At 63.1% G+C, this 20255-nt stretch carries 15 protein-coding genes; 4 read left to right on the forward strand and 11 right to left on the reverse strand.

The genetic code is table 11. The annotated features are described in order from the left end of the window. Nucleotides 1-37: 37 nt before the first annotated feature. The 11 genes from A7D21_RS04845 to tagH are packed head-to-tail and all read right to left on the reverse strand — an operon-like array spanning nucleotide 38 to nucleotide 16061. Nucleotides 38-1750 (reverse strand): SUMF1/EgtB/PvdO family nonheme iron enzyme, encoded by a 1713-nt coding sequence (locus A7D21_RS04845; protein ID WP_053258675.1) that lies wholly within the window; start codon nucleotides 1748-1750, stop codon nucleotides 38-40. After that, entirely contained in the window at nucleotides 1743-2927 is a 1185-nt protein-coding gene (locus A7D21_RS04850) for an ABC transporter permease (protein ID WP_069551165.1), read from the reverse strand. Before A7D21_RS04850 ends, A7D21_RS04845 begins: the two co-directional genes overlap by 8 nt. Further along, nucleotides 2927-3631: an ABC transporter ATP-binding protein gene (locus tag A7D21_RS04855; protein WP_069551166.1), complete on the reverse strand. Its 705-nt coding sequence runs from the start codon at nucleotides 3629-3631 to the stop codon at nucleotides 2927-2929. Before A7D21_RS04855 ends, A7D21_RS04850 begins: the two co-directional genes overlap by 1 nt. After that, a complete protein-coding gene (locus tag A7D21_RS04860; protein WP_069551167.1) occupies nucleotides 3631-6633 on the reverse strand; it encodes a serine/threonine-protein kinase in 3003 nt (1000 codons plus the stop codon). Before A7D21_RS04860 ends, A7D21_RS04855 begins: the two co-directional genes overlap by 1 nt. After that, a complete protein-coding gene (locus A7D21_RS04865; protein WP_069551168.1) occupies nucleotides 6630-7349 on the reverse strand; it encodes a PP2C family serine/threonine-protein phosphatase in 720 nt (239 codons plus the stop codon). Before A7D21_RS04865 ends, A7D21_RS04860 begins: the two co-directional genes overlap by 4 nt. Then, nucleotides 7350-8003, reverse strand: coding sequence for a type VI secretion system-associated protein TagF (gene tagF, locus A7D21_RS04870; protein ID WP_053258680.1), 654 nt, complete (start codon nucleotides 8001-8003; stop codon nucleotides 7350-7352). After that, nucleotides 8000-11500, reverse strand: coding sequence for a type VI secretion system membrane subunit TssM (gene tssM / locus A7D21_RS04875; protein WP_069551169.1), 3501 nt, complete (start codon nucleotides 11498-11500; stop codon nucleotides 8000-8002). The genes tagF and tssM overlap by 4 nt, the downstream gene beginning before the upstream one ends. Continuing rightward, complete coding sequence (locus A7D21_RS04880) at nucleotides 11497-12786, reverse strand: DotU family type VI secretion system protein (RefSeq protein ID WP_053258682.1); 1290 nt, start codon at nucleotides 12784-12786, stop codon at nucleotides 11497-11499. The genes tssM and A7D21_RS04880 overlap by 4 nt, the downstream gene beginning before the upstream one ends. A 6-nt stretch (nucleotides 12787-12792) precedes the next feature. Continuing rightward, a complete protein-coding gene (tssK, locus tag A7D21_RS04885; RefSeq protein ID WP_053258683.1) occupies nucleotides 12793-14127 on the reverse strand; it encodes a type VI secretion system baseplate subunit TssK in 1335 nt (444 codons plus the stop codon). Between the two features lie 18 nt (nucleotides 14128-14145). Beyond that, on the reverse strand, nucleotides 14146-14655 hold the full coding sequence (tssJ, locus tag A7D21_RS04890) for a type VI secretion system lipoprotein TssJ (RefSeq protein WP_053258684.1): 510 nt from the start codon (nucleotides 14653-14655) through the stop codon (nucleotides 14146-14148). 56 nt (nucleotides 14656-14711) lie between these two features. Next, nucleotides 14712-16061 (reverse strand): type VI secretion system-associated FHA domain protein TagH, encoded by a 1350-nt coding sequence (tagH, locus tag A7D21_RS04895; RefSeq protein ID WP_069551170.1) that lies wholly within the window; start codon nucleotides 16059-16061, stop codon nucleotides 14712-14714. 406 nt (nucleotides 16062-16467) lie between these two features. Between tagH and tssA the strand changes: the two genes are divergently transcribed. The 4 genes from tssA (at nucleotide 16468) to A7D21_RS04915 (ending at nucleotide 20208) form a co-directional block, all read left to right on the forward strand. Continuing rightward, on the forward strand, nucleotides 16468-17487 hold the full coding sequence (tssA, locus tag A7D21_RS04900; RefSeq protein WP_069551171.1) for a type VI secretion system protein TssA: 1020 nt from the start codon (nucleotides 16468-16470) through the stop codon (nucleotides 17485-17487). Nucleotides 17488-17541: 54 nt separating this feature from the next. Then, nucleotides 17542-18048 (forward strand): type VI secretion system contractile sheath small subunit, encoded by a 507-nt coding sequence (tssB, locus tag A7D21_RS04905; RefSeq protein ID WP_017135823.1) that lies wholly within the window; start codon nucleotides 17542-17544, stop codon nucleotides 18046-18048. 2 nt (nucleotides 18049-18050) lie between these two features. Further along, on the forward strand, nucleotides 18051-19547 hold the full coding sequence (gene tssC / locus A7D21_RS04910; RefSeq protein WP_053258687.1) for a type VI secretion system contractile sheath large subunit: 1497 nt from the start codon (nucleotides 18051-18053) through the stop codon (nucleotides 19545-19547). A gap of 172 nt (nucleotides 19548-19719) precedes the next feature. Next, on the forward strand, nucleotides 19720-20208 hold the full coding sequence (locus A7D21_RS04915; RefSeq protein WP_005792512.1) for a type VI secretion system tube protein Hcp: 489 nt from the start codon (nucleotides 19720-19722) through the stop codon (nucleotides 20206-20208). Nucleotides 20209-20255: the final 47 nt, after the last annotated feature.

Genomic DNA, 20255 nt, shown 5'->3' on the forward strand with positions numbered 1-20255 from the left:
GCCTGAGTCCCTTCCAAGCTCGCTATACAACCAGCGGTCAAGACCGCTGACCGCTCGCTGCGAGCAATTCCTTCAAGATCGTTGCCGGGTCGGCCCGCTGTTGCTTGCGGTAGTTGCCGACATGGCGAACGAACAGTGTCGCGCGCGTCACCAGGCTTTTACCGAGCACTGGCTTGCGATCCAACTCTTCCTTGATACGTTGAAACTGCGCCTGGATAACCGCATCGGTGTAGCGCGTGCCGGTGGCCAGGTTGTCGATGTAGATCGCCACCGCGCCATCAAGCGCGCTACGCCCATTGTCGATGGCCGTGGCAAACAGCTGGGCGCTGGCCGTGTCCTTGTTGTCCAAGGCCTGCTGGCGACTCTTCTGCAGGTTGGTCAGGCGAATGTTGTAGTTGCTGATGGTCTCGGCCACCAATGCAGCCGACTGGATCAGGTTGCCCGCCGCCTCTTCGCGTTGCTGGGCGATCAGCGAGACGTTGCGCTTGAGCTCTTCGTTGACCAGCCCCAGTTCGGCTTGCAGCTTGGGATCGACGCTGGCCGAGATAATGCTGTCCAGGCGCTTGGTCGGGTCCTGGGCGTCGTCAATCGCGTCGGTCAACGAGGCCAGGCGGCCCTCTTTTTGCCACTGGGCGAACAGCTCCTTGTAACGCGAGCGCGGCGCCGACAACGCCCCCACCGCCACGCGAAAACCCGTGGTCTCGTTGCTTTGCTCGGTGCCGTCAGCGGCGAACAGCGGATACTCGCGGCGCATGCCGGTGAACAGCGTGCCCTCGCCTTCCAGGTAATTGCCGCCCTTGACCACAAAACCGCCGTAGGTGCCCTGGCGACGCCCGGCATGCACCAGCTGGAAGGATTCCTGGACCATTTCCGCCGCATTGCCGATCACATCGAACATGCCGATCGGGTTGGGCAGTTTGGTGCCGATGGGCATCAGGCGCGCGGCCTGGCCAGTGCCGCCGGCAACCTGGTTGAATACCGCGTAATCGGCCAGCGGGCCGTCGCTTTCGCTGCCTTCGACGCGCCGTGGGAACAGGCGCCCTTCCAGGTCCTGGCGGCTCACTGCCTGGCCACCGCGCGCGGCGTATTCCCATTCCACTTCGGTGGGCAGGCGTACAAAGCCCAGGCCACCGTCTTCCGCCGAGGCGCCGCGGCCGCTGACCGGCAGCAAGTCACGGTGGTATTTCATCAGCCAGGCGCTGTACACCGCCGAGAAGCGCTCGGCTTCAAAACGCGAGAGTTTCACCTTGGGCAAACGCGCGGCCATGCCGGTGGGCAAATCGCAGGCCGGGGCCGGCTCACCGCTGGCCAACGACTGCGCCTGGGACATCACCTGGGCGTACTGGCGTGCAGTCACTTCATACTTGCCAATGAAGTACAGCATCGGCTTGAGCGGGGTTTTCGCGTCGGTCTTCGGCATCAACGGCGCGATGACTGTGTTCCAGTCCTTCGGCAGGTCCTTGAGGGTGAACTGGCCGTTGATGAAGTCGCGCCGGTAGCCGGAAATAAACGACTGCTGATAACCCGCCTCACCTTCGGCGAAGGGGTAGCCGAGGCTGATCTCACGGTCATCCAAGGTGCCCTGGGCCAGCACGTAGGCATAGCGGAACACCATGTTGCCTTCGCAGGGCAGCGGCAGGCTGACGTCGTCAGGCAGCGGTTTGGGGTTGTCGAGTTTGTCGCTGGCCTCATCGGCCCACGCTATCGACGCCACGCTCAGCACCACACAGGCGCCCAGTAACTTATACATCTCTGATTCCTTCAGAAGCCTGGATACGCGCCACTCGCCAACCACCACAGGCCGCCGCCATGGCGCTGACGCCAAGGATTGCAACCAGGGCCAGGCCGTAGTGACGCGCCAGCAGGTGACTGGCGTATTCGCCCGGCACCTGCACAAATAATTGATTCAAACCCATCTCGGCCAAGCCATAGAGCCCGGCACTCAGCACAGCGGCGAAACCTGCGCTGTAGAGCGCCTGCATCACCACAAACAGCAACAGTGCGCCGGTGGAAAACCCCAGCAGACGCAACACGGATAACTCCCGGCGCTTGCGCGCCACGGCGGCCAACGCCCCGGCAAAGATCGCCGCAAACGCGCCCGCCAAGGCCAGCCCGGCGATGATCCAGAACACGATCGACAGGTTGCGGCTCAACGACTGCACCTGGGCGATGGTTTGCGCCTGGGTCGAGACCAACAGATTCTGCCCGGCAAAATACACTCGCAACGGCTCTACATCGGTGAGGGTGCGTGCGTACAGGCGAAACGCCGGGTACACACGCTGCTCACTCACACCCACCGCGTCACCCTCCCAACCCAATGCGGGCACCGCGCGACCGTCGCGATAATCTTCGGCCGCTTCCAGCAGGCCCAAATCTGCCAACAAGCCATCGCGGGCAAAGGCTTCCAGCGGCAATACCGCCTGCACCTGCAGCCGTGTGCGCTGGTCTTCGACACGCCCCGCCACTTGTCGCGCAAAACGGGCTTCCAACCAATCCCCAGGTCGCGCCGCGAGCTTTTCAGCGGCGGTGTGGCTCAGCACAATCTGGTCCAGGCCGCGCGGCATCGGCAAATCCGCCAGCAAAGGATCGCCCGGCGCCGTCGGCAGCATTTCCAGGGTGAGCGTGCCCACCTGCGCGGTCGCCGCAATCTGCCGGGTACGCGGCACGGCAAACCCGACATCGCTGCGCAGGCCGAGCTGCTCGATAAACGCGCTGCTGAATCGACCACCGCCCAACGGAATAATTTCACGGGTGGCGGGATCGGTCTCCAGGCGTTCGGTCAAACTGCTAACCAGTCCAAACTTCAGGCCAAATAACACCAGCAACGGCACCATGACCGCCACCAGCGCCAGCACCGAACAGGCGGACAGCCAGGCATCGTTGCGGTAATCCTGCCAGGCCAGTGAGGCAACCAGACCGCTGCGCATCAGCACGCCTCCCCGAGGGTCGCGGTGACGCCGCCGTCGGTGTCACGACGGCAAGTGATGCGCCGCACCTGCAAGCCGCTGGCACGGGCCAGGGGTTCGTCATGCGTGGCGATCACGCAGGCCGCACGGTGTTCGAGGGCCTGGGCCAGCAGCGCCTGCATCACACGCTCAGCGTTAAGCGGGTCAAGGGACGCCGTCGGCTCATCCGCCAGCACCAGTTGCGGCGCGTGGGCCAAGGCTCGGGCGCAGCTGACGCGCTGGCGTTGGCCCACTGACAGCGCGGCCGGTTTTTTGGCCAACTGATCGCTGATTTCCAGTTGCTCGGCCAGCCGCGCCACGCTGCCGTCGTCCTTCAACCCCAACAGTTGCCGGGACAGAGCGATATTCCCGCGCACATCGAGAAACCCCAGCAGCCCACCGGTTTGCAGCACATAGCCCAAGTGCCGGCTACGTAACCCGGCCAACGTGGAGTGTTGATCGCCACGCCACAGGCCGCCAATGTCGACCTGGTTGAAGACAAACTGGCCAACCTGATCCGGCGCCAACACCAGCGCCAACAGATCCAGCAACGTGCTTTTGCCACAGCCACTCGGCCCGACAATTGCCAGTTGCTCACCCGCCCGCAGCGTCAGCGCCGGAATCACCAGGCTATAGCGCTGGCTACCGAGGCCCCGGCTCTTGTGCACCGCGCTCACAGTCAACATCACGGCAGCGTCGACAACGGCACGCGATACAACGCATCGCCCGGTTCGGCATCGCCGAAACGGACCCAATTGGCCACGTCATTGTGGAAGGTTTCGTAGAGACGGATTTTCGAATCCAGCTCGTCAATAAAGTCTTCCTGCTCGGCGACACTCAACGACAACCACAAGTCCTGCGTCATGTTCAGCGACTTGCTGCGGTACGGCAGGCCTTCCAGGTATTCGCCGAGAAGGCCGCCGTCGGCCAGGTTGCCGCCCTTGCGCAGGGCTTGCGGGTCGCGGCTCATATAGGCCGAGGCGCTGGCGATTTCCTGGAAGAAGTCTTTGGGCGAGGTCTGGGTTTTGCGCGCGGCATCGACGATCAGCTTCAACGATTGCTGCAGGTCATTGAGCTGCAACTTAGTCAACATCACGCACACCTGGAACGCCGGCAGCGCCGGGTTAGTCAGGTCCCGGTCGGCCGTCCAGGCGCTGACCAATTGCGGGGCCTGGCTCGCGGTTTTGCGGCCGAGAAAATCCATGTGCATGGCGTAGCCGACAGCGGCGGACTTATCGGCCAGGCTCGGCGCGGAGCTCAGCAGCGGCACCGGTTGCGGCGTATTGCTGCGCACTTGGTGCACGAGGTTGGCAAACACGCTGCCGATCTCATCGACACGCTCGCCGAGCTTGCGCACATCACCGCCCGGCACCGGCGTATAGAGGTCGCCGATCTGCGGGTTGGCGTCGGCGGTGAGCACGCGATATTGGCTTTCCGCACCGGCATGGGTTTTCTTGCCGGCGTCGGTGCGCAGGTGCAGGGCGTAGATCTTGATCTGCTTGCCCAGTGCCGCCTGGCGCACTTCGGCTTCGTTCATTTGGGTGGCGGCAAACGGGTCGTTTTTGCGCAGCGCGCCGGCGTCGGTGACCAGCAGGATAATGCGCCCGCCGTAGCCGGACCAATCCATGTCATCCACCGCCTGCATCACACCGGCAAACGCGTCTTCGTTGAACGAGTGGCTGGAAACGGTAGACGCCTTGACCTGACGCGCCATGTCGAGGAAGCGTTGCGGATCGCGACCCTGATCAAGGGTGATCAGGGTCTTGGCCACATATACCAGGCCCGGGGTTTTCTTGATGCTGTTGCGAAAACCCACCAGGCCGAAGCTGACGCTGTCCAACTCGCCGCGCTCGGCAATGCGGGTTTGCAGCTCATGTACGACGTCGCGGACTTGGTCGATATAAGGCTGCATCGACACGGTGGTGTCGACCACCAACACCACCGCGGTGCGGAAGGCGTCGGCGTTGGCGCTGAGCACACGGGCGGCCGGTTTGGCGGCAGCAGCACTCCCGGGGTCGATGGACGCTACGTTAAGCAACTGCACCGGTTGGCCGTTTTCATCGAAGCTCTCCTTGGCGTCGAAGATCGGCAGCAGGTAAAACTGGTTTTGCGGGACCGCGCTGGCCGTCGGCTCAAGCGCCAGCACTTGTTGATTGTCTTCGCTGTTCTTCTGCGCCTTGGCCAAGGCGGTTTTCGCGGCAGCGGGATCCGCCAACAGTTTTTCCACCTCAGAGGATTGGCGCAGGAACATCACCGGCGCACGGCCCGAGCGCTCGGTGAACTTGAGCACCAGGCTTTGCTTCCAGTCGCTGACCTGAGCGGCAGGCAACCAGCCATCGCTGCGCCCATCGGTGGCGGCACCGACACGCACCCACGGGCTGCCATCGATGTCTTTGCGCTGGTAAACGTAGAGCACGGAAAACGCCGGCAGCGCCTCGTCGGCCGCACCACCGGCGTCATGGGACAGCTTGGCGCCGGGCTTGCTGAGCACCCGTTGAAACAAGGTCTTTTTGCCGGCCATCAGCAAAGGCCGCTGGCCGCCATCCACATCCGCCACGGCCGGTTTTACCGGGGTAGGTGGCGGCGTCGGGGTCGCCGGTGTTTTCGGGACTACGGCGGCGGGCGGTGCCGCAGGCGTATCGCCGCTGCTCAGCCACCAGTAACTGGCACCGCCAATCGCCAGCGCCACCGCCACCGCGACTGCAGCCAACGCCAGCACCGGCCCTCGGCGCTGTTCGGACACGGCGTTGTGTTGCGTCGGTGTCACCACTGGCTGGCGCACCGGTTGTGGCTGAGGCTTTTCAGTCGGAATCTCGATGGACACCGGCGTCATACCCGCCAGATCAAAACTCAGCGGAATCGGCAACGGCCGCACCAGCGTCGCTTCAGGCGAGTCCGAAGGCAGTTGATCCAAGGCCCGCAACAACGCCGCCGCATCCGGGAAACGCTCGGCCGGGTCCTTGGCCAACAGCTTACTCAGCACATCCTGATAACGGCCGTGGTGCACCGGCAACTCCGGCAGCGGCTCGGTCAGGTGAGCCAGCGCGGTGGAGAGTGCATCGGGGCCGGTGTAGGGCAGCTTGCCGACAAGGATTTCATAGAGCACCACGCCCAGCGCGTACAGGTCGGCGCGGCCATCGATCTCCTGGCCGCGCGCCTGCTCCGGGCTCATGTAGCTCGGCGTGCCCACGGCAAATCCGGCCTGGGTGAACTGGGTACGGTCGTCCAGCGACTTGGCGATACCGAAGTCCGACAACACCGCGGTGCCGTCGGCGCGGAACAGAATATTCGCCGGTTTGACGTCGCGGTGCACCAGCCCCTGGGCATGCGCATAGCCCAGGGCCGAGGCGATCTGGCGGATCAGGGTCACGCCCTGCTCCGGCGTCAGCCCGGCAGCGATACGCTCTTTGAGCGTGCCGTTGGGCAGGTACTCCATGGCCATGTAATACAGCTCACCGACATTGCCGATGTCATGGATGGTCACCGTGTGCGGGTGGGACAGGCGCGCCAGGGTCTTGCCCTCGCGCAGGAAACGCTCGCAAAAACTCGGATCAGCCGCCAACGCCGCCGCCATCACCTTCAACGCCACCTTGCGCTCCAGCGAGCGTTGGGTCGCCAGGTACACGCTGGCCATGGCGCCTTCGCCGATCTCGCCTTCGATGTCATAACCCGCAATCACGATGTTCATGGCGAAACCTTCACGACAATGGCGGTGATGTTGTCCGGCGCGCCCCGGTTAAGCCCCAGGTGCACCAGGCTGCGCACGATTTCATCCGGGGCGTCATGGCTGAGGACCTCGCGGATTTCATGGTCCTCGACGGTCTTGTTCAGGCCGTCGCTGCACAGCAGGTAGCTGTCGCCGGGCGCAATCAGCAAGTCGACCACGGCCAATTCCAGCTGCGCCTCCACACCCACCGCGCGGGTGACGATATTGGCGCGCGGGTGCACGCGGGCATCGGCTTCGCTGAGCAAGCCGCTGTCCTGCAGGTCCTGCACGTAGCTGTGGTCGCGGGAAATGCCTTCGAGCACGCCATCGCGCAGGCGGTACAAGCGACTGTCACCGGCCCACAAACACACGCCACGCAGGCCGCGTGCCGCCAGCACAACGACGGTACTGCCCATCATCGTCACGCCACGGTTGGCCGTTTCTTCACGCACGCTCGCGTTGATGCGGATCAGGTCATTGCGCAGGGCCGCCGAATACTCATCCAGAGAACGCCCCACCGGCACATTGCGCAGGCTGTCGACGATCAGGCTGCTGACATAGTCCCCTGCCGCATGCCCGCCCATGCCATCGGCCACCACCCACAGGCGGTTTTCCGGCAGGTCCAGGCACGCGTCTTCATTGACCTGGCGCACCATGCCCACATGGCTTTTGCTCGCGGATTTGAACGTCGACCCCATCTACACCACACCTTCTTGTCCGAGCAAAAACTGCGCAAAATCACTGGCGGCAGGCAAACCCTGACACCGTAATAAACCAGGAGAAATCACCTGCGAACCACGCCCCCACCACAGGCTGGCGCCTTCGCAGGCCTGTTCGGCGAGCGCGGTCATTCGGCTGTGGGGCACGGTGGCGGCAACCCGTTGCAGGCCCGCAAAGCGGCTGTCCACGGCGCGCGGCTCACTGGCTGGAATGCCCAGTTTGTCGAGGTCGTCGTTGAAGCCTTCAAAGGTCGCGCCCGCGTCCAGGGTGCTGAGCAACAGCTCTTCAGCCTGTTCGAACCAGGTGTCCGGCCCGCCGACCAGCGAAGCCGGATTGGTGTCGTGATCCAGCAAAGCGACCACCGCCAACGGAAAATACCGCCCGACCCGGTCAATGCTTGGCATCACCACGCCCGCCGCAGCGTCCGGCCCGCACACACCGGGCGCCAGCACAAAGCGCCACAACGGGCTGACCAGGTACACGTTGAGCCAGTCGCCGCCCAGGCTGTTCTGGCTGGCGAGCAACCCCGCCGCCAGCCAGCTGTCCCACGGGCCGATAAAACTCTGGGGCAAGGCGCGACTGACAAAGTCACCGCGGCTGGCCAACTTGCCGTAGAAACCCAGCGTCGTCATAGCCGCTCCGGCAGGCTGAAGCCGCTGAGCACACGGCTCTTGAACGGGTTGAAGGCGCTGTTGGCACGCAACTCGTAGGCGATGCTCGCGCCGTCTACTCGCAGGCGCAGGTTGAAACGGTCCGGCGAGTTACCGGCGGTGAGGTCCGATTGCTCCAGCAGGCGGAACCACGCCCACGGCCCGTCCAGGGTCACGCCCGAACGGCCGCTGGCCGACGGCGGCATGATGGAAATACGCACCACGCCAATGCTGCCCGGGTTCGGCCACTGCATGGCCACCGGGCGGCTTGGGCCGTGGTCGTAGCTCAATTGCTGGCCGTCCAGATCCAGCAGGAACTGAGTGATCGTCGGGTCCATCGACACCGGCTTGAGTTCGAAACGCACAATCGGCTGGGTGCCGCCGGCGCGGAAGAACGCATCACGAATGGCCGCCGCACGCTGGAAGGTTTGCAGCACGCCCGGCGCAATCCCGAGCTTCTGCGCTGCGCCAGGCTGCCAGCGCCAGGTCGACGCGGACGTGTCCACGTAAGGCTGCAGGTATTTGCGGAAGTAGTTATCCATCACCCCGCCCACACCAAAAAACTGCCCAAAGTCATCCAGCGTGGCGTCGCGCGCGCTGCCTGGCGACATCGGGTAACGACCGGCCAGGGACTGGCGATACACGTTGACCACTTCGCTGACCCACGCTGCGTTCAGTTGGTTACGCACGCCGCCCATCATGCTGTTGGTGGTGGAATTGACCACCGACTTGACCATGCCCTGCACCAGCGGCGGCTGGCGCTCCGCATTCAGGCTGACCCGCGTGGCCGCTGCCGCCGCCTGGTTCTTCGCCTCGCCGAGCAACGCATCGCCACTGGCACCGACCATGGCGCTGACCTGCACATACAGCGCGTTCATATCCGCGAGCAGGCCGTCGATAGCGGCCGGTTCGCCTTCGTTTTTGCTGACGATGCTGTTGAGTTCAGCGAAATGCGCGGTCACCGGATCATCCGCCGCTTGCGCAGTGCTGGTGGTCTGTTGCTCCTGGCCGAGCAGGCTGCCGAGGCGCTCCTTGAGCTTGTCGACACCGCCTTCCACCGGCACGCCTTTGGCGGCCAATTGGCGCTCTTCGGCTTGCAGGTCGGTTTCCCTGGCCACCGCAACCAGCAGTTTTTTCAGCGGCGACGTCGGGCCGGATATCACTCGCAGCACATCGGCGGCCTGGGCCACGCTGGTGATCGGCACGAAGTCGATATCCGCAAGCAAGGCATCCCACTGGCGCTGGTAATCCTGGAAATACAGGCGGCGCACATCGGCGGCGAGGCTCGCCACGTTCTGCTGGTCCGCCTGTTCGCGGCCCAGCACCCACTGCTCTTCAGCCAGGGTGCCCGTCTGATTCAAGCTGCTCAGCAGGAACGCCTGACGATAGCCCTTGGCGGTGAAAAACCCACTCAACGGCTCGCCCAGCGGCTTGCCACTTTTACGGCTGAACACCAGCGCCGCGTCACGGCCGGCGGCTTCGTTGATACGAAAGTCAGGAATGCCATCGGGCAGTTTCTGACGTTTGACCCGGTCATAGACGCGCTGGGCCACCGGCAGTTGTTGCAGTTGCCGACGCAGGTCGTCGATCAGCCGTGGGTCGAGTCGCGCGTTCGGCGGATGGCGCTCGAACAGCGCCTGCAAATGCCCGGTCAACGCCTGGCGCTGATCGGCCGGCAGGTCACGCGGCAAGCTGCGGTCCCAGTCCAGGGCGATCCAGGCCTTGATGAAGTCCGGGTCGTAATGCTCATTGTCGGCGAGCATCAGGTAGGCCTTGAGGCCTTCATAGAGGAAGTCGGAATTGCCACCGCCGTGCAGTTGCTCCTCGATGCGCGTCACCAGGCGGGGCGCGAATACTGCGATCAACAGCTTGCGGTAGACACTGGCGGACTCAGCTTCAAGCATGTCGCCTTGATACAGGCCCAGCCCTTCGGACCAGTTCGGCGAATCACCCGCGAGGTTCTTCACCGCATTGAGCAACGGCAGCACGGCGAGGACGTCACGCTGCGCCGGGCTGAGGTTCTGTACCGTCTGGCCCAGCGGCGCGACCTTCTGGTCGACTTGGGCGATGTAGGCCTGATTGGCGCGATAACTCACCCACCACAAACTGCTCACCACCACGACCAGGGCCACGGTAGCGGCCAATACGCCGCGTGCGATCCATTTGCGCCGCCGCTCGACCTTCGGGTTCACCCCCACCAGGCCACGCTCGGCAAACGCCACGGCAGTGAACAGTTTTTCGATGAAATAACTGCGCCCGGTACCGCTCTGGCGCGCCAGGTGCTGGCGGTCCAGATTCATGCTCTGGGCCATGGCGCCGATCAAGCGATCAATCGGGCTGCCTTCCTGGGTGCCGCTGGTGAAGTACACGCCGCGCAGCAATACACGCTCTTCAAAAGCATTGGGCTTGAACACGCCCTCAAGGAAGCTTTGCAGGCAATCCTTCAACGCGCCGAACTGCTGCGGGAAGCCGTAGATCAGGTCGCGCCGCGCCGGGTCGCGCTCCTGTTGCAAGCGTTCCACCAAGCGTTCGTTGAGGCGCTGTTCCAAGCCTGCAAATTCGCTTTGCAGATGGGCCAACGGGCTGTCGCTGTTCTTGCCGTCATCCAGGGCAAAGGTCATGCCCCACACCTGGGCGCGGTCTTCTTTGCTCAGGTTGTCGAAGAACTCCATGAAGCCCGGCACCAGGTCGAGCTTGGTCAGCATCAGGTAGATCGGGAAACGCACGCCCAGCTGGGTGTACAGCTCCTGGATACGCAGGCGAATCGCGGCAGCATGGGCGGCGCGCTCGGCATCGCTGCCCAGCAGCAAATCGGACAGGCTGATAGCGATAAAAGCACCGTCGATCGGGCGGCGCGAGCGCTGCTTTTTCAGCAGGTCAAGGAAGCCCAGCCACGCGGCTTTATCCACCGTGGAGTTGCTGTCTTGCGTGGTGTAGCGGCCAGCGGTGTCGAGCAAAACGGCTTGATCGGTAAACCACCAGTCGCAATTGCGCGTACCGCCAACGCCCCGCACCGCACCGGCGCCCAATTGCGCGGCGAGCGGAAAATGCAGGCCGGAGTTGACCAGCGCGGTGGTCTTGCCCGAGCCCGGCGGGCCGATGATCACGTACCACGGCAGCTCGTAGAGGTTGCGACGTTCGTCACCGCCAAGCTTGGCCTTTTTCAGCAGCGTGAGGGCTTCGTCCATGCGCTGGCGCAGGGTCGATAACTCTTCGGCAGTGGCGACACTGTTGGGGTCGACCGGCGTTTCGGCCGCCAGGCTGCGCATCACTTCGGCGGCCTGGCGCCGGGCCTGGATAATGCGGAACACGCGGTAAGCGATCCATACGGCAAACACCAGGATGATCAGCGCCCAACGGCGCCCTTCCGGCACCAGGAAATCGAGCAACGGCCCGACAAACCAGATGATCAGGCTGAGGGCGATCAGGCCCAGCAACGGGATCACCCAGCGAATCATAAAACTGAAAAACGCCTTCACTCGACGCCCTCCGCCAATACGGTGATTTCAACCCGACGATTGCGGGCACGGCCTTCGGCAGTGGCATTAGTGGCCACCGGCGTGGTGTCGCTTCTGCCTTCGGCGCTGAAGCGATCCGCCTGGCCGGTCTTGGCCGCCAGAATCTCCAGCACCGACTTGGCGCGCGCTTCGGACAACGCCCAGTTGGACGGGAACCGCAGCGTGGCAATCGGGCGGTTATCGCTGTGCCCGGTGACGCGCACCTGGCCCTTGACCTTGCGGATGGCATCGGCGATGCGCAGCATCAGCGGCTGGTAGTCATCGACAATGCTGGAACTGGCCGACGCGAACAGCTCATCGCCCCGGATCGTCACGACGGAACGGTCGACCTTGTCTTCCACGGCCACGCGGCCCGCCTTGATGTCTTCCACCAAAAAGCCTGCCAGGCGTGGCCGTTCGATTACTTTCGGTTGCACCACAGGACGGTCGATGGCCTGCACCGGGATCTCGCCCAGGGCATGGATATTCTTGAACACCGGCTCGGCATCCGATGCCAGTTTCATGCGCAAACCGAACAGCAACGCCAACAGCAGCGCCAGGCCGATGGCCACGGCGATCCATGGCGGCATGAATTGCGCCAGGCGATCACGCGCCACGGTCACGCCGCGCCAATGCGGCGACAGCTCACGCTCGTGCTCACCACGGGCGCTGCGAATGGCCGCGGCAGTGCGTTCACGCAAGGCTTCCAACTGGCTGCGACCGTCGTTCATCACGCGGTAGCGGCCCTCGAAACCCAGGCACATGCACAGGTACAACAGCTCCAGCAAATACAGGCGCTCGCGCGGGCTTTGCAGGCAGTGGTCGAGCAACTGGAAGACTTTTTCGCCGCCCCAGGCTTCGTTGTGCACAGTGATCAACAAGCTCTGTTTGCCCCAGTCGCTGGTGCTGCCCCATGGCGTACTCAACACCGCCTCATCCAGCGCGGTGCACAGCGCGTAACGCGCCAGCAACACTTCGTTGCGCGCCACACCGGCGGCTTCGGCGCGTTCTTCGAACTGACGCAAGTAGGCCAGTAACTGCGCGCGCAGACTGGCCGGCGCCGGGTGCGCGATGGTGTTGCGCAGGCGTGTCAGCAGCGCGAGCAACGGGCCCGCGGCGCTTTCCAGCGGGTTGAGGCCTTGGCTTTTACCGGTCAGGATTGGCGCGGCCGGCATCGACAGCGGTGCCGGTTCTGCACGCGCAGGCTCCGGCGCACGGCCACCCGGGCGCGGCATGAACTGGGTGCGGTCATCATCATTGGGATGCATCGCGGATTATCCTCGGATCGCCCAGAAGGCCAGGTTCAAACCCGGGAACTGCCCGGCGATATGGAAGGCAAAACCGCCGGAGTTGTTCAGTTGCTGCCAGTGTTCGCTGCCTCGGTCCAACTCGTAATAGGTGCTGCCTGCGTGGTACGGGATCTGCCGTGGCGCCACCGGCAACGGCAGCAGGCCAATGCCCGGCAATTGCAGGTTGACCATGTCGCGGATGTGCTCCACCGAGCCGACTTTGCTCTGCTGACCGAAGCGCCCGCGCAGGGTTTCGCCAGGCACGTCGGCGCGCACCACGAGGATGAAACTGGCGCTGTCGAGCAGGGTTTTGTCGGCGAGCATCGCCACGTGGATGCCGTAGGCTTTCTCCACAATTGGAATCGGCGTGGCCTTGCTGTCGATCAGCATCGACAGCGCTTCACGCAGGGCCGCCATCACCGGGGCGAAGCTCAGGGCCAGGTCGTCGTGCTGGTATTGCGGGTATTCCTGGGGGCGGCGGCCCGAGGTGGAGAAGGTGGAAAACTCGCCAGCCAGGCTCACCAGCTCGCTGAAAAGACGCTCCGGGTGCAACGGGCTCAACTGGCTGAAATGCTGGAGCAGCGGCTGCGCGCGGTTGACCAATTGCAGCAGCATGAAATCGGCAATCTCCGAGGCGCCACCGGCGCCGGAGGCAACGACACGGCCCGCCAAGGCTTCGCCGCGCTGGTGCAGCAGGCCCAGCAATTCGCTGCGAAAGGCCGTCAGCGGTTTGCTCGCGGCCACGTCCAGAACCGGCGGGATGTAGGTGTCATCGAGGACCAACGCGCGGTCGGCGCGCTTCTCCTTGATGCGTACCAGACCGATGGCCGCGTAATCGCTGATGCCATCTTGCGCGGTCAGCAAACGCAGCGCCCGCGAGCCCACGGCCACCGGCGCGCGGTTTTCGAACGGCGCGTTGTCGTCACGGACTTCACGCACTTGGCTCACATAGCGCGCGCCGCCAAGGTCTTCGCCGTCGTCGACCGTGTCACGGGCGCCCGCGCGCTTGAGCGGCAGGGCCAGGTACACCAGGCCATCGCGCAGGTTGTCGTCGATGTTCAACGGGCTCGGCGCCAGGTCGTCCTGGGGAATATTGAACGGCGTGCCATCAGGCAACAGGCCGCGCGCCGAAACGATCGCCAGCTTGCCCTGCGCCAGCAGGCCCTGGTCGATCAGCAACTCGGAAAAGCCCCACGCGCCAGCGGATAACGGACGGCTACGGGCGTCGATCAGGTTTTCCAGATAACGGTCATGCTGCTGGAAGTGCTGCGTTCCAATGAACATGCCTTCCGACCAGACCACGCGATTGTTCCAGGACATGGGGGCTCCGATTGCTTCTTATTGGGCAGGGCTGGATGGGGGAACCACGACGTCGGCGCGCACAGCGCGCACATCGAGGCTGATCTGGTATTCGGTGTACTGGCGAGCCGGCACATTGAGCACCGTGCGCCATTGCGCGCGGTCCAACTCGCGATAGCCCACCAGCAAACCGATTTGGCGCGTGGAAGGGTCGAGGTCGCGTTGAATGCTCAATTGCTGGCCGGGTTGGACCATCACTTCGTCCTGGTCCAGCAGGTCCAGGCCGAGGGTGGATTGCGCACGGTCAGCCAGCGCGAAGTAGTCGGAGCGACTGAAAGTGGCGGCGTTTTTCAGTTCGAAGATGCGCACCCGCACCGGCGCGGCCTGGCCGTTGGCGCCGGGGTTGAGCCCGTTAATCGCGTGAAAGTGCAACTCGACGGCGGCGGTGTCCGCCTCGGCCTCGGCAACCGCCTGGGGTTTGGCGGCATCCTTGGCACACGCCGTCAGCAGCAACGCGGTGGCTGCTGCGAGTAAAAACCTGGGAATCATCCTGCGTCCTCAATGACGTACTTAGCTATCCGTTTTATCCATTACTGCGGCGCGATTTAGCGTCGCTGTCGTGCGCTGTGTTCTTCGTAGGCTCGGCTGAATTCGCGGCCGAACAGGTCCTGGAAATCTTCCTGGGCCTCGCGGGAAATATTGCTGTAGAGCTCGGTGAACTGCTGCCAGTACTGGGCCTGAAGCGAGCCGTTAAAAAGACTCGACAGCCCGCCGGGCTTACCCATGCGCTCTTCCAGCTGTGCCGGTTCAAAGCGCGAGAGCAAGTGTTTGATCGCCGCTTCCACACCGGCCATCACCGCCAGTTGGTGGGCGCGCAGGTCGTCGAAACTGTCGCGCACAGCGACGTCCGGCGCCATAAACGCTTGGTTACCGTGGCGAAGCAGCAGCAGTAAGGCTTCGTCGGCATTCGGCGCGAATTTCAACGGATTGTTTTCGGCCGGCCGGATCATCGTCTGCTGCATGCGGAACTCGCCCTTGAGGCTGGCACGGGCACGCAATACATCGATCAGGCCTTCGACCATCAGCCGATAGCTGCGGCCGATGCTTTCCATTTGCGCGCAGGCGTCGGCTTTGTCGAGGCGCAGCTGGTCAAGGCCGGCGCCGCGCAGGAAGGCTTGCAGCAGGTCGGGCTGCTGAGTGTCCGGGGTGGTCGGCTGGGCGGTCGGCTGGATGACCGGCTGAACGCTCGGCGCCAGTGGCGGTGGCGGTTCGGGCGGCGCAACAGGCTGAGGGGCGGTGACGACAGGCGCTGGCGTGTCGCCAAACAGGTCCCAGTCTTCGGGAATGACTGAACCGGATACCACCGGCGGCTCGATCACCGGCACGGCAACCGGCGTCGGTGGACGGAAGTCGTGTTGCTCGGAGGGTACGTGGTCCGCCACGGTCGGTGGCGGTACGGTGGTCGGGGTGAGGAAGTCGAACAGATCCGGCAGCGTGTCCATCGACGACGCACCCTGGAACTGCGGCGCAATCGCCGGCGTCGACGCAGGCGGGTTTACCACCGCCCCCATCAGCGCCTCAAAACTGTTCGGCGAATCGCCGGCAAACGACTGGCTATCGACGGCTTGCACGTTAAAGTCGATGCGCGCCTGAATTTCATAATCGCCGATGCGGATCAACTCACCATCTTGCAACGGCTCGCTGTTACCCCTGCGCATACGGATACCGGCGTTGACCAATTCCACGCCGTTTGTACTGTTATCGGTTAAATAGTAACGACCATCTTTGTATTGAATAACGCAGTGCTGTGAAGAGACAAGGCGCTCTGGGTCGGGCAATACCCAGTCATTATCAGAACTGCGGCCAATAGCCATCACGCCCTGATTCATGGACTTTTCAGGGCATTGCCCAGGGGTAATTTTGTGATAACTAGTGATAGTCAAACACAGCGACATCTTGCCTCCTTGCTGATACATCGCGCGCGGTCTATCCGGGGGCTACCCAAAGGGGCCCGTCCTCCCGAGAGATCACCGCCAGGTCGTGCAAACGACCTTGAAAATCTGCTTTTGTCAGCATGATCGCTGATCTTACCCGGCCTCTATGACAAAAATCCTATCTTGGGGCACCGTTAGACCCGTCAGTCGCGCAAGGTGTTAAACACCGCACATCTGTCACAGAGGGCGAATAGCTTACCTTGACAAGGCGTAACTACTACACCAAAAATGCACAACTTCTTGAACATCAGTGGTGGCACATTAGTGGCACCTCGACGTATATGACCAAGAAACCATGCAAAGTTCATTACGCAACTAATGCATGAATTGCCCGATATCTAACGGGCCGATAGGGAGATCGAATCAAGTGGATGTGCCGTTGCTGCTCGCCGCCGTTTCCGCGACTTCGCCTTGTGGCGAAGACATGGAATATGACGCGGACTTTCTCCACCTGGAGCGTGCCGCCAAAGGCCAACCCGAGCGCAGCATGGGCGACTCGATCCTGCCCGCTGAACCGCCGGACTGGCGCAACATCCAGCAGCAAAGCCTCGACTTGCTGCAGCGCAGCAAAGACCTGCGCATCACCCATTTCCTGTTGCAAAGCTCCCTCGCCCTGCAAGGCCCGGTCGGGCTCGCCGAAGTGCTTACGCTGATCAATGCGCTACTGCGTGAATACTGGGCCGACCTGCACCCGCGCCTGGATGCCGACGACGATAACGACCCCACCGTGCGCATCAACGCCCTCTCGGGCTTGACCAGCGACGCGACCATTCGTCTGCTGCGCGAAAGTATCCTCACGCGCTCACGCACGTTCGGGCCGGTGAGCCTGCGCGCTGCGTTGAACGCCAGCGGCCTGATGAGTTTCCCTGATGAACAACTCGGTGCCCAGCAACTGAACGCCGCGTTCCTCGACAGCGACCCGGAACAACTGCAAGCCACCCACGATGCCTTGAGCGCCGCGCGTGCCGCCTGCGAAGCCATCGAACAACAGGTCAGCGACCAGGTCGGTTCGGCCCAGGGCGTGGACCTCAGCCTGTTGAAGCAACCGCTCAAGCAGGCGCTGCAAGTCCTCAACCAATTCGTACCGAACAGCGATACCCGCAGCGCGCCCGAGGCCGTCAGTGACGACAATGCCCCCTCGGTTGAATACGCTGCTGCCCCCGCCGCACCGCGCCCAACGGGCGACATCGCCAGCCGCGATGACGTGCTGCGCAGCCTCGACAAGATCCTTGCGTACTACACCCGACACGAGCCTTCGAGCCCGCTGCCGGTGCTGTTGAACCGCGCGAAAAATCTGGTGCACGCCGACTTCGCGGCCATCGTGCGCAATCTGATTCCCGATGGCATGTCCCAATTTGAAAACCTGCGTGGCCCGGACGGCGAGTAAGCCGCCCGGCTGTGCAGTAACAACACCGTCGCTCAAGCGACCAGGAGCAGCAACGTGGCGAAGCAAAGTTCTCAGAAATTCATCGCGCGCAACCGTGCGCCTCGAGTGCAGATCGAGTACGACGTCGAGCTTTACGGCGCCGAGAAAAAGGTCCAGCTGCCCTTCGTAATGGGCGTGATGGCCGACCTCGCCGGCAAGCCTGCCGAACCGCTCGCCCCTGTGGCCGACCGCAAGTTCCTTGAAGTGGACGTCGATAACTTCGACTCGCGCCTCAAGGCCATGCAGCCGCGTGTGGCGTTCCATGTACCGAACGAGTTGACCGGCGAAGGTAACCTGAGCCTGGACATCACCTTCGAAAGCATGGACGACTTCAGCCCGGCCGCCGTGGCCCGCAAGGTCGATTCGCTCAAACAGCTGCTCGAAGCCCGCACCCAGCTCGCCAACCTGCTGACCTACATGGACGGCAAGACCGGCGCTGAAGAAATCATCATGAAAGCGATCAAGGACCCGGCATTGCTGCAGGCCCTTGCAAGCGCGCCTAAGCCGGCAGGGGACCAGTAATCATGACCGAGAATACCGCCCGCGAAGGCTCCCAGATCCTGGGCGCTACCGAAGAAGCCAGCGAGTTCGCGAACCTGCTGTTGCAAGAATTCAAACCCAAGACCGAGCGTGCCCGCGAAGCCGTGGAAACTGCCGTGCGCACCCTGGCCGAACAGGCTCTGGCGCAGACAGACCTGGTGTCCAATGACGCGATCAAGTCGATTGAATCGATCATCGCCGCCATCGACGCCAAGCTCACCGCCCAGGTTAACCAGATCATCCATCACCAGGATTTCCAGCAACTGGAAAGCGCCTGGCGTGGCCTGCACTACCTGGTCAACAACACCGAGAGCGATGAGCAGCTGAAGATTCGCGTGCTCAACATCTCCAAGCCGGACCTGCACAAGACCCTGAAGAAATTCAAGGGCACCGCGTGGGACCAGAGCCCGATCTTCAAGAAGATGTACGAAGAAGAATACGGCCAGTTCGGCGGCGAACCTTACGGTTGCCTGGTGGGCGACTACTACTTCGACCAGTCGCCACCCGACGTGGAGCTGCTGGGCGAGCTGTCGAAAGTCTGCGCCGCCATGCACGCCCCGTTTATCGCTGCGGCTTCGCCGACCGTGATGGGCATGGGCTCCTGGCAGGAGCTGTCGAACCCGCGCGACCTGACCAAGATCTTCACCACCCCGGAATACGCCGGCTGGCGCTCGCTGCGTGAATCGGAAGATTCGCGCTACATCGGCCTGACCATGCCGCGCTTCCTGGCACGCCTGCCGTATGGCGCCAAAACCGACCCGGTGGAAGCCTTCGCCTTCGAAGAAAACACCGACGGTGCGGACAGCTCCAAGTACACCTGGGCCAACGCCGCGTACGCGATGGCGGTGAACATCAACCGTTCGTTCAAACACTACGGCTGGTGCTCGCGCATCCGTGGCGTGGAGTCCGGCGGTGAAGTGGAAAACCTGCCTGCCCACACGTTCCCGACCGATGACGGCGGTGTGGACATGAAGTGCCCGACCGAAATCGCCATCAGCGACCGCCGCGAAGCGGAACTGGCGAAGAACGGTTTCATGCCGCTGCTGCACAAGAAAAACACCGACTTCGCCGCCTTCATTGGCGCCCAGTCGTTGCAGAAACCGGCCGAATACGATGACCCGGACGCCACCGCCAACGCCAACCTGGCCGCGCGCCTGCCGTACCTGTTCGCCACCTGCCGTTTCGCTCACTACCTCAAGTGCATCGTGCGCGACAAAATCGGTTCCTTCAAAGAGAAGGACGAGATGCAGCGTTGGTTGCAGGACTGGATCCTCAACTACGTCGACGGCGACCCGGCGCACTCCACCGAAACCACCAAGGCCCAGCACCCGTTGGCTGCCGCCGAAGTGATCGTGGAAGACGTCGAAGGCAACCCGGGTTACTACAACTCGAAGTTCTACCTGCGCCCGCACTATCAGCTGGAAGGGCTGACCGTGTCGCTGCGCCTGGTATCGAAGCTGCCGTCGGCGAAAAGCGCGTAAGTAGCTGTTGAACCGGCTCTTCTGTGGGAGCCGGGCTTGCCCGCGATTCAGGCGACGCTGTCTGTCAGTCAGACCGCGTTGATGCGATCGCAGGCAAGCCTGCTCCCACAGAAAAGCACTGCCCCATTGGCGGTAACCAAATCGAGTGGCGCACGCCACACAGGGAGAAAACATGGCTGTTGATATTTTCATCAAGATCGGCGACATCAAGGGCGAGTCCATGGACAAGGCCCACAAGGACGAAATCGACGTGCTGAACTGGAGCTGGGGCATGGCCCAGTCCGGCAACATGCATGTTGGCGGTGGCGGCGGCGCGGGCAAGGTGAATATCCAGGACCTGTCGCTGACCAAGTACGTCGACAAGGCGTCGCCGAACCTGATGATGCACTGCGCCAGCGGCAAGCACATCGACAAGGTCAAGCTGACCGTGCGCAAGGCCGGTGGTGAAAGCCAGGTCGAGTACATGGTGATCAACCTGGAAGAAGTGCTGGTCACGTCCCTGAGCACCGGCGGCTCGGGCACTGATGATCGCCTGACCGAAAACGTCACCCTGAACTTCGCCCAAGTGATGGTCGACTACCAGCCGCAGAAAGCCGACGGCACCAAAGACGGCGGCGCGATCAAGTTTGGCTGGAACATCCGTTCCAACACCAAACGCTGATAGCCCTGGAGGCCGTAGCCCTGCGCTACGGCCCCAGGCACCGGCCC

The sequence above is a fragment of the Pseudomonas sp. AP19 genome (assembly GCF_001728855.1).
GTDB classification, from domain to species: Bacteria; Pseudomonadota; Gammaproteobacteria; order Pseudomonadales; family Pseudomonadaceae; genus Aquipseudomonas; species Aquipseudomonas fluorescens.

Bases quoted from the DNA above. Each gene is read 5' to 3' on its own strand.
- A7D21_RS04845 (WP_053258675.1), bottom strand. From the start codon at position 1,750: ATGTATAAGTTACTGGGCGCCTGTGTGGTGCTGAGCGTGGCGTCGATA.
- A7D21_RS04850 (WP_069551165.1), bottom strand. From the start codon at position 2,927: ATGCGCAGCGGTCTGGTTGCCTCACTGGCCTGGCAGGATTACCGCAAC.
- A7D21_RS04855 (WP_069551166.1), bottom strand. From the start codon at position 3,631: ATGTTGACTGTGAGCGCGGTGCACAAGAGCCGGGGCCTCGGTAGCCAG.
- A7D21_RS04860 (WP_069551167.1), bottom strand. From the start codon at position 6,633: ATGAACATCGTGATTGCGGGTTATGACATCGAAGGCGAGATCGGCGAA.
- A7D21_RS04865 (WP_069551168.1), bottom strand. From the start codon at position 7,349: ATGGGGTCGACGTTCAAATCCGCGAGCAAAAGCCATGTGGGCATGGTG.
- tagF (WP_053258680.1), bottom strand. From the start codon at position 8,003: ATGACGACGCTGGGTTTCTACGGCAAGTTGGCCAGCCGCGGTGACTTT.
- A7D21_RS04880 (WP_053258682.1), bottom strand. From the start codon at position 12,786: ATGCATCCCAATGATGATGACCGCACCCAGTTCATGCCGCGCCCGGGT.
- tssK (WP_053258683.1), bottom strand. From the start codon at position 14,127: ATGTCCTGGAACAATCGCGTGGTCTGGTCGGAAGGCATGTTCATTGGA.
- tssJ (WP_053258684.1), bottom strand. From the start codon at position 14,655: ATGATTCCCAGGTTTTTACTCGCAGCAGCCACCGCGTTGCTGCTGACG.
- tagH (WP_069551170.1), bottom strand. From the start codon at position 16,061: ATGTCGCTGTGTTTGACTATCACTAGTTATCACAAAATTACCCCTGGG.
- tssC (WP_053258687.1), top strand. From the start codon at position 18,051: ATGACCGAGAATACCGCCCGCGAAGGCTCCCAGATCCTGGGCGCTACC.
- A7D21_RS04915 (WP_005792512.1), top strand. From the start codon at position 19,720: ATGGCTGTTGATATTTTCATCAAGATCGGCGACATCAAGGGCGAGTCC.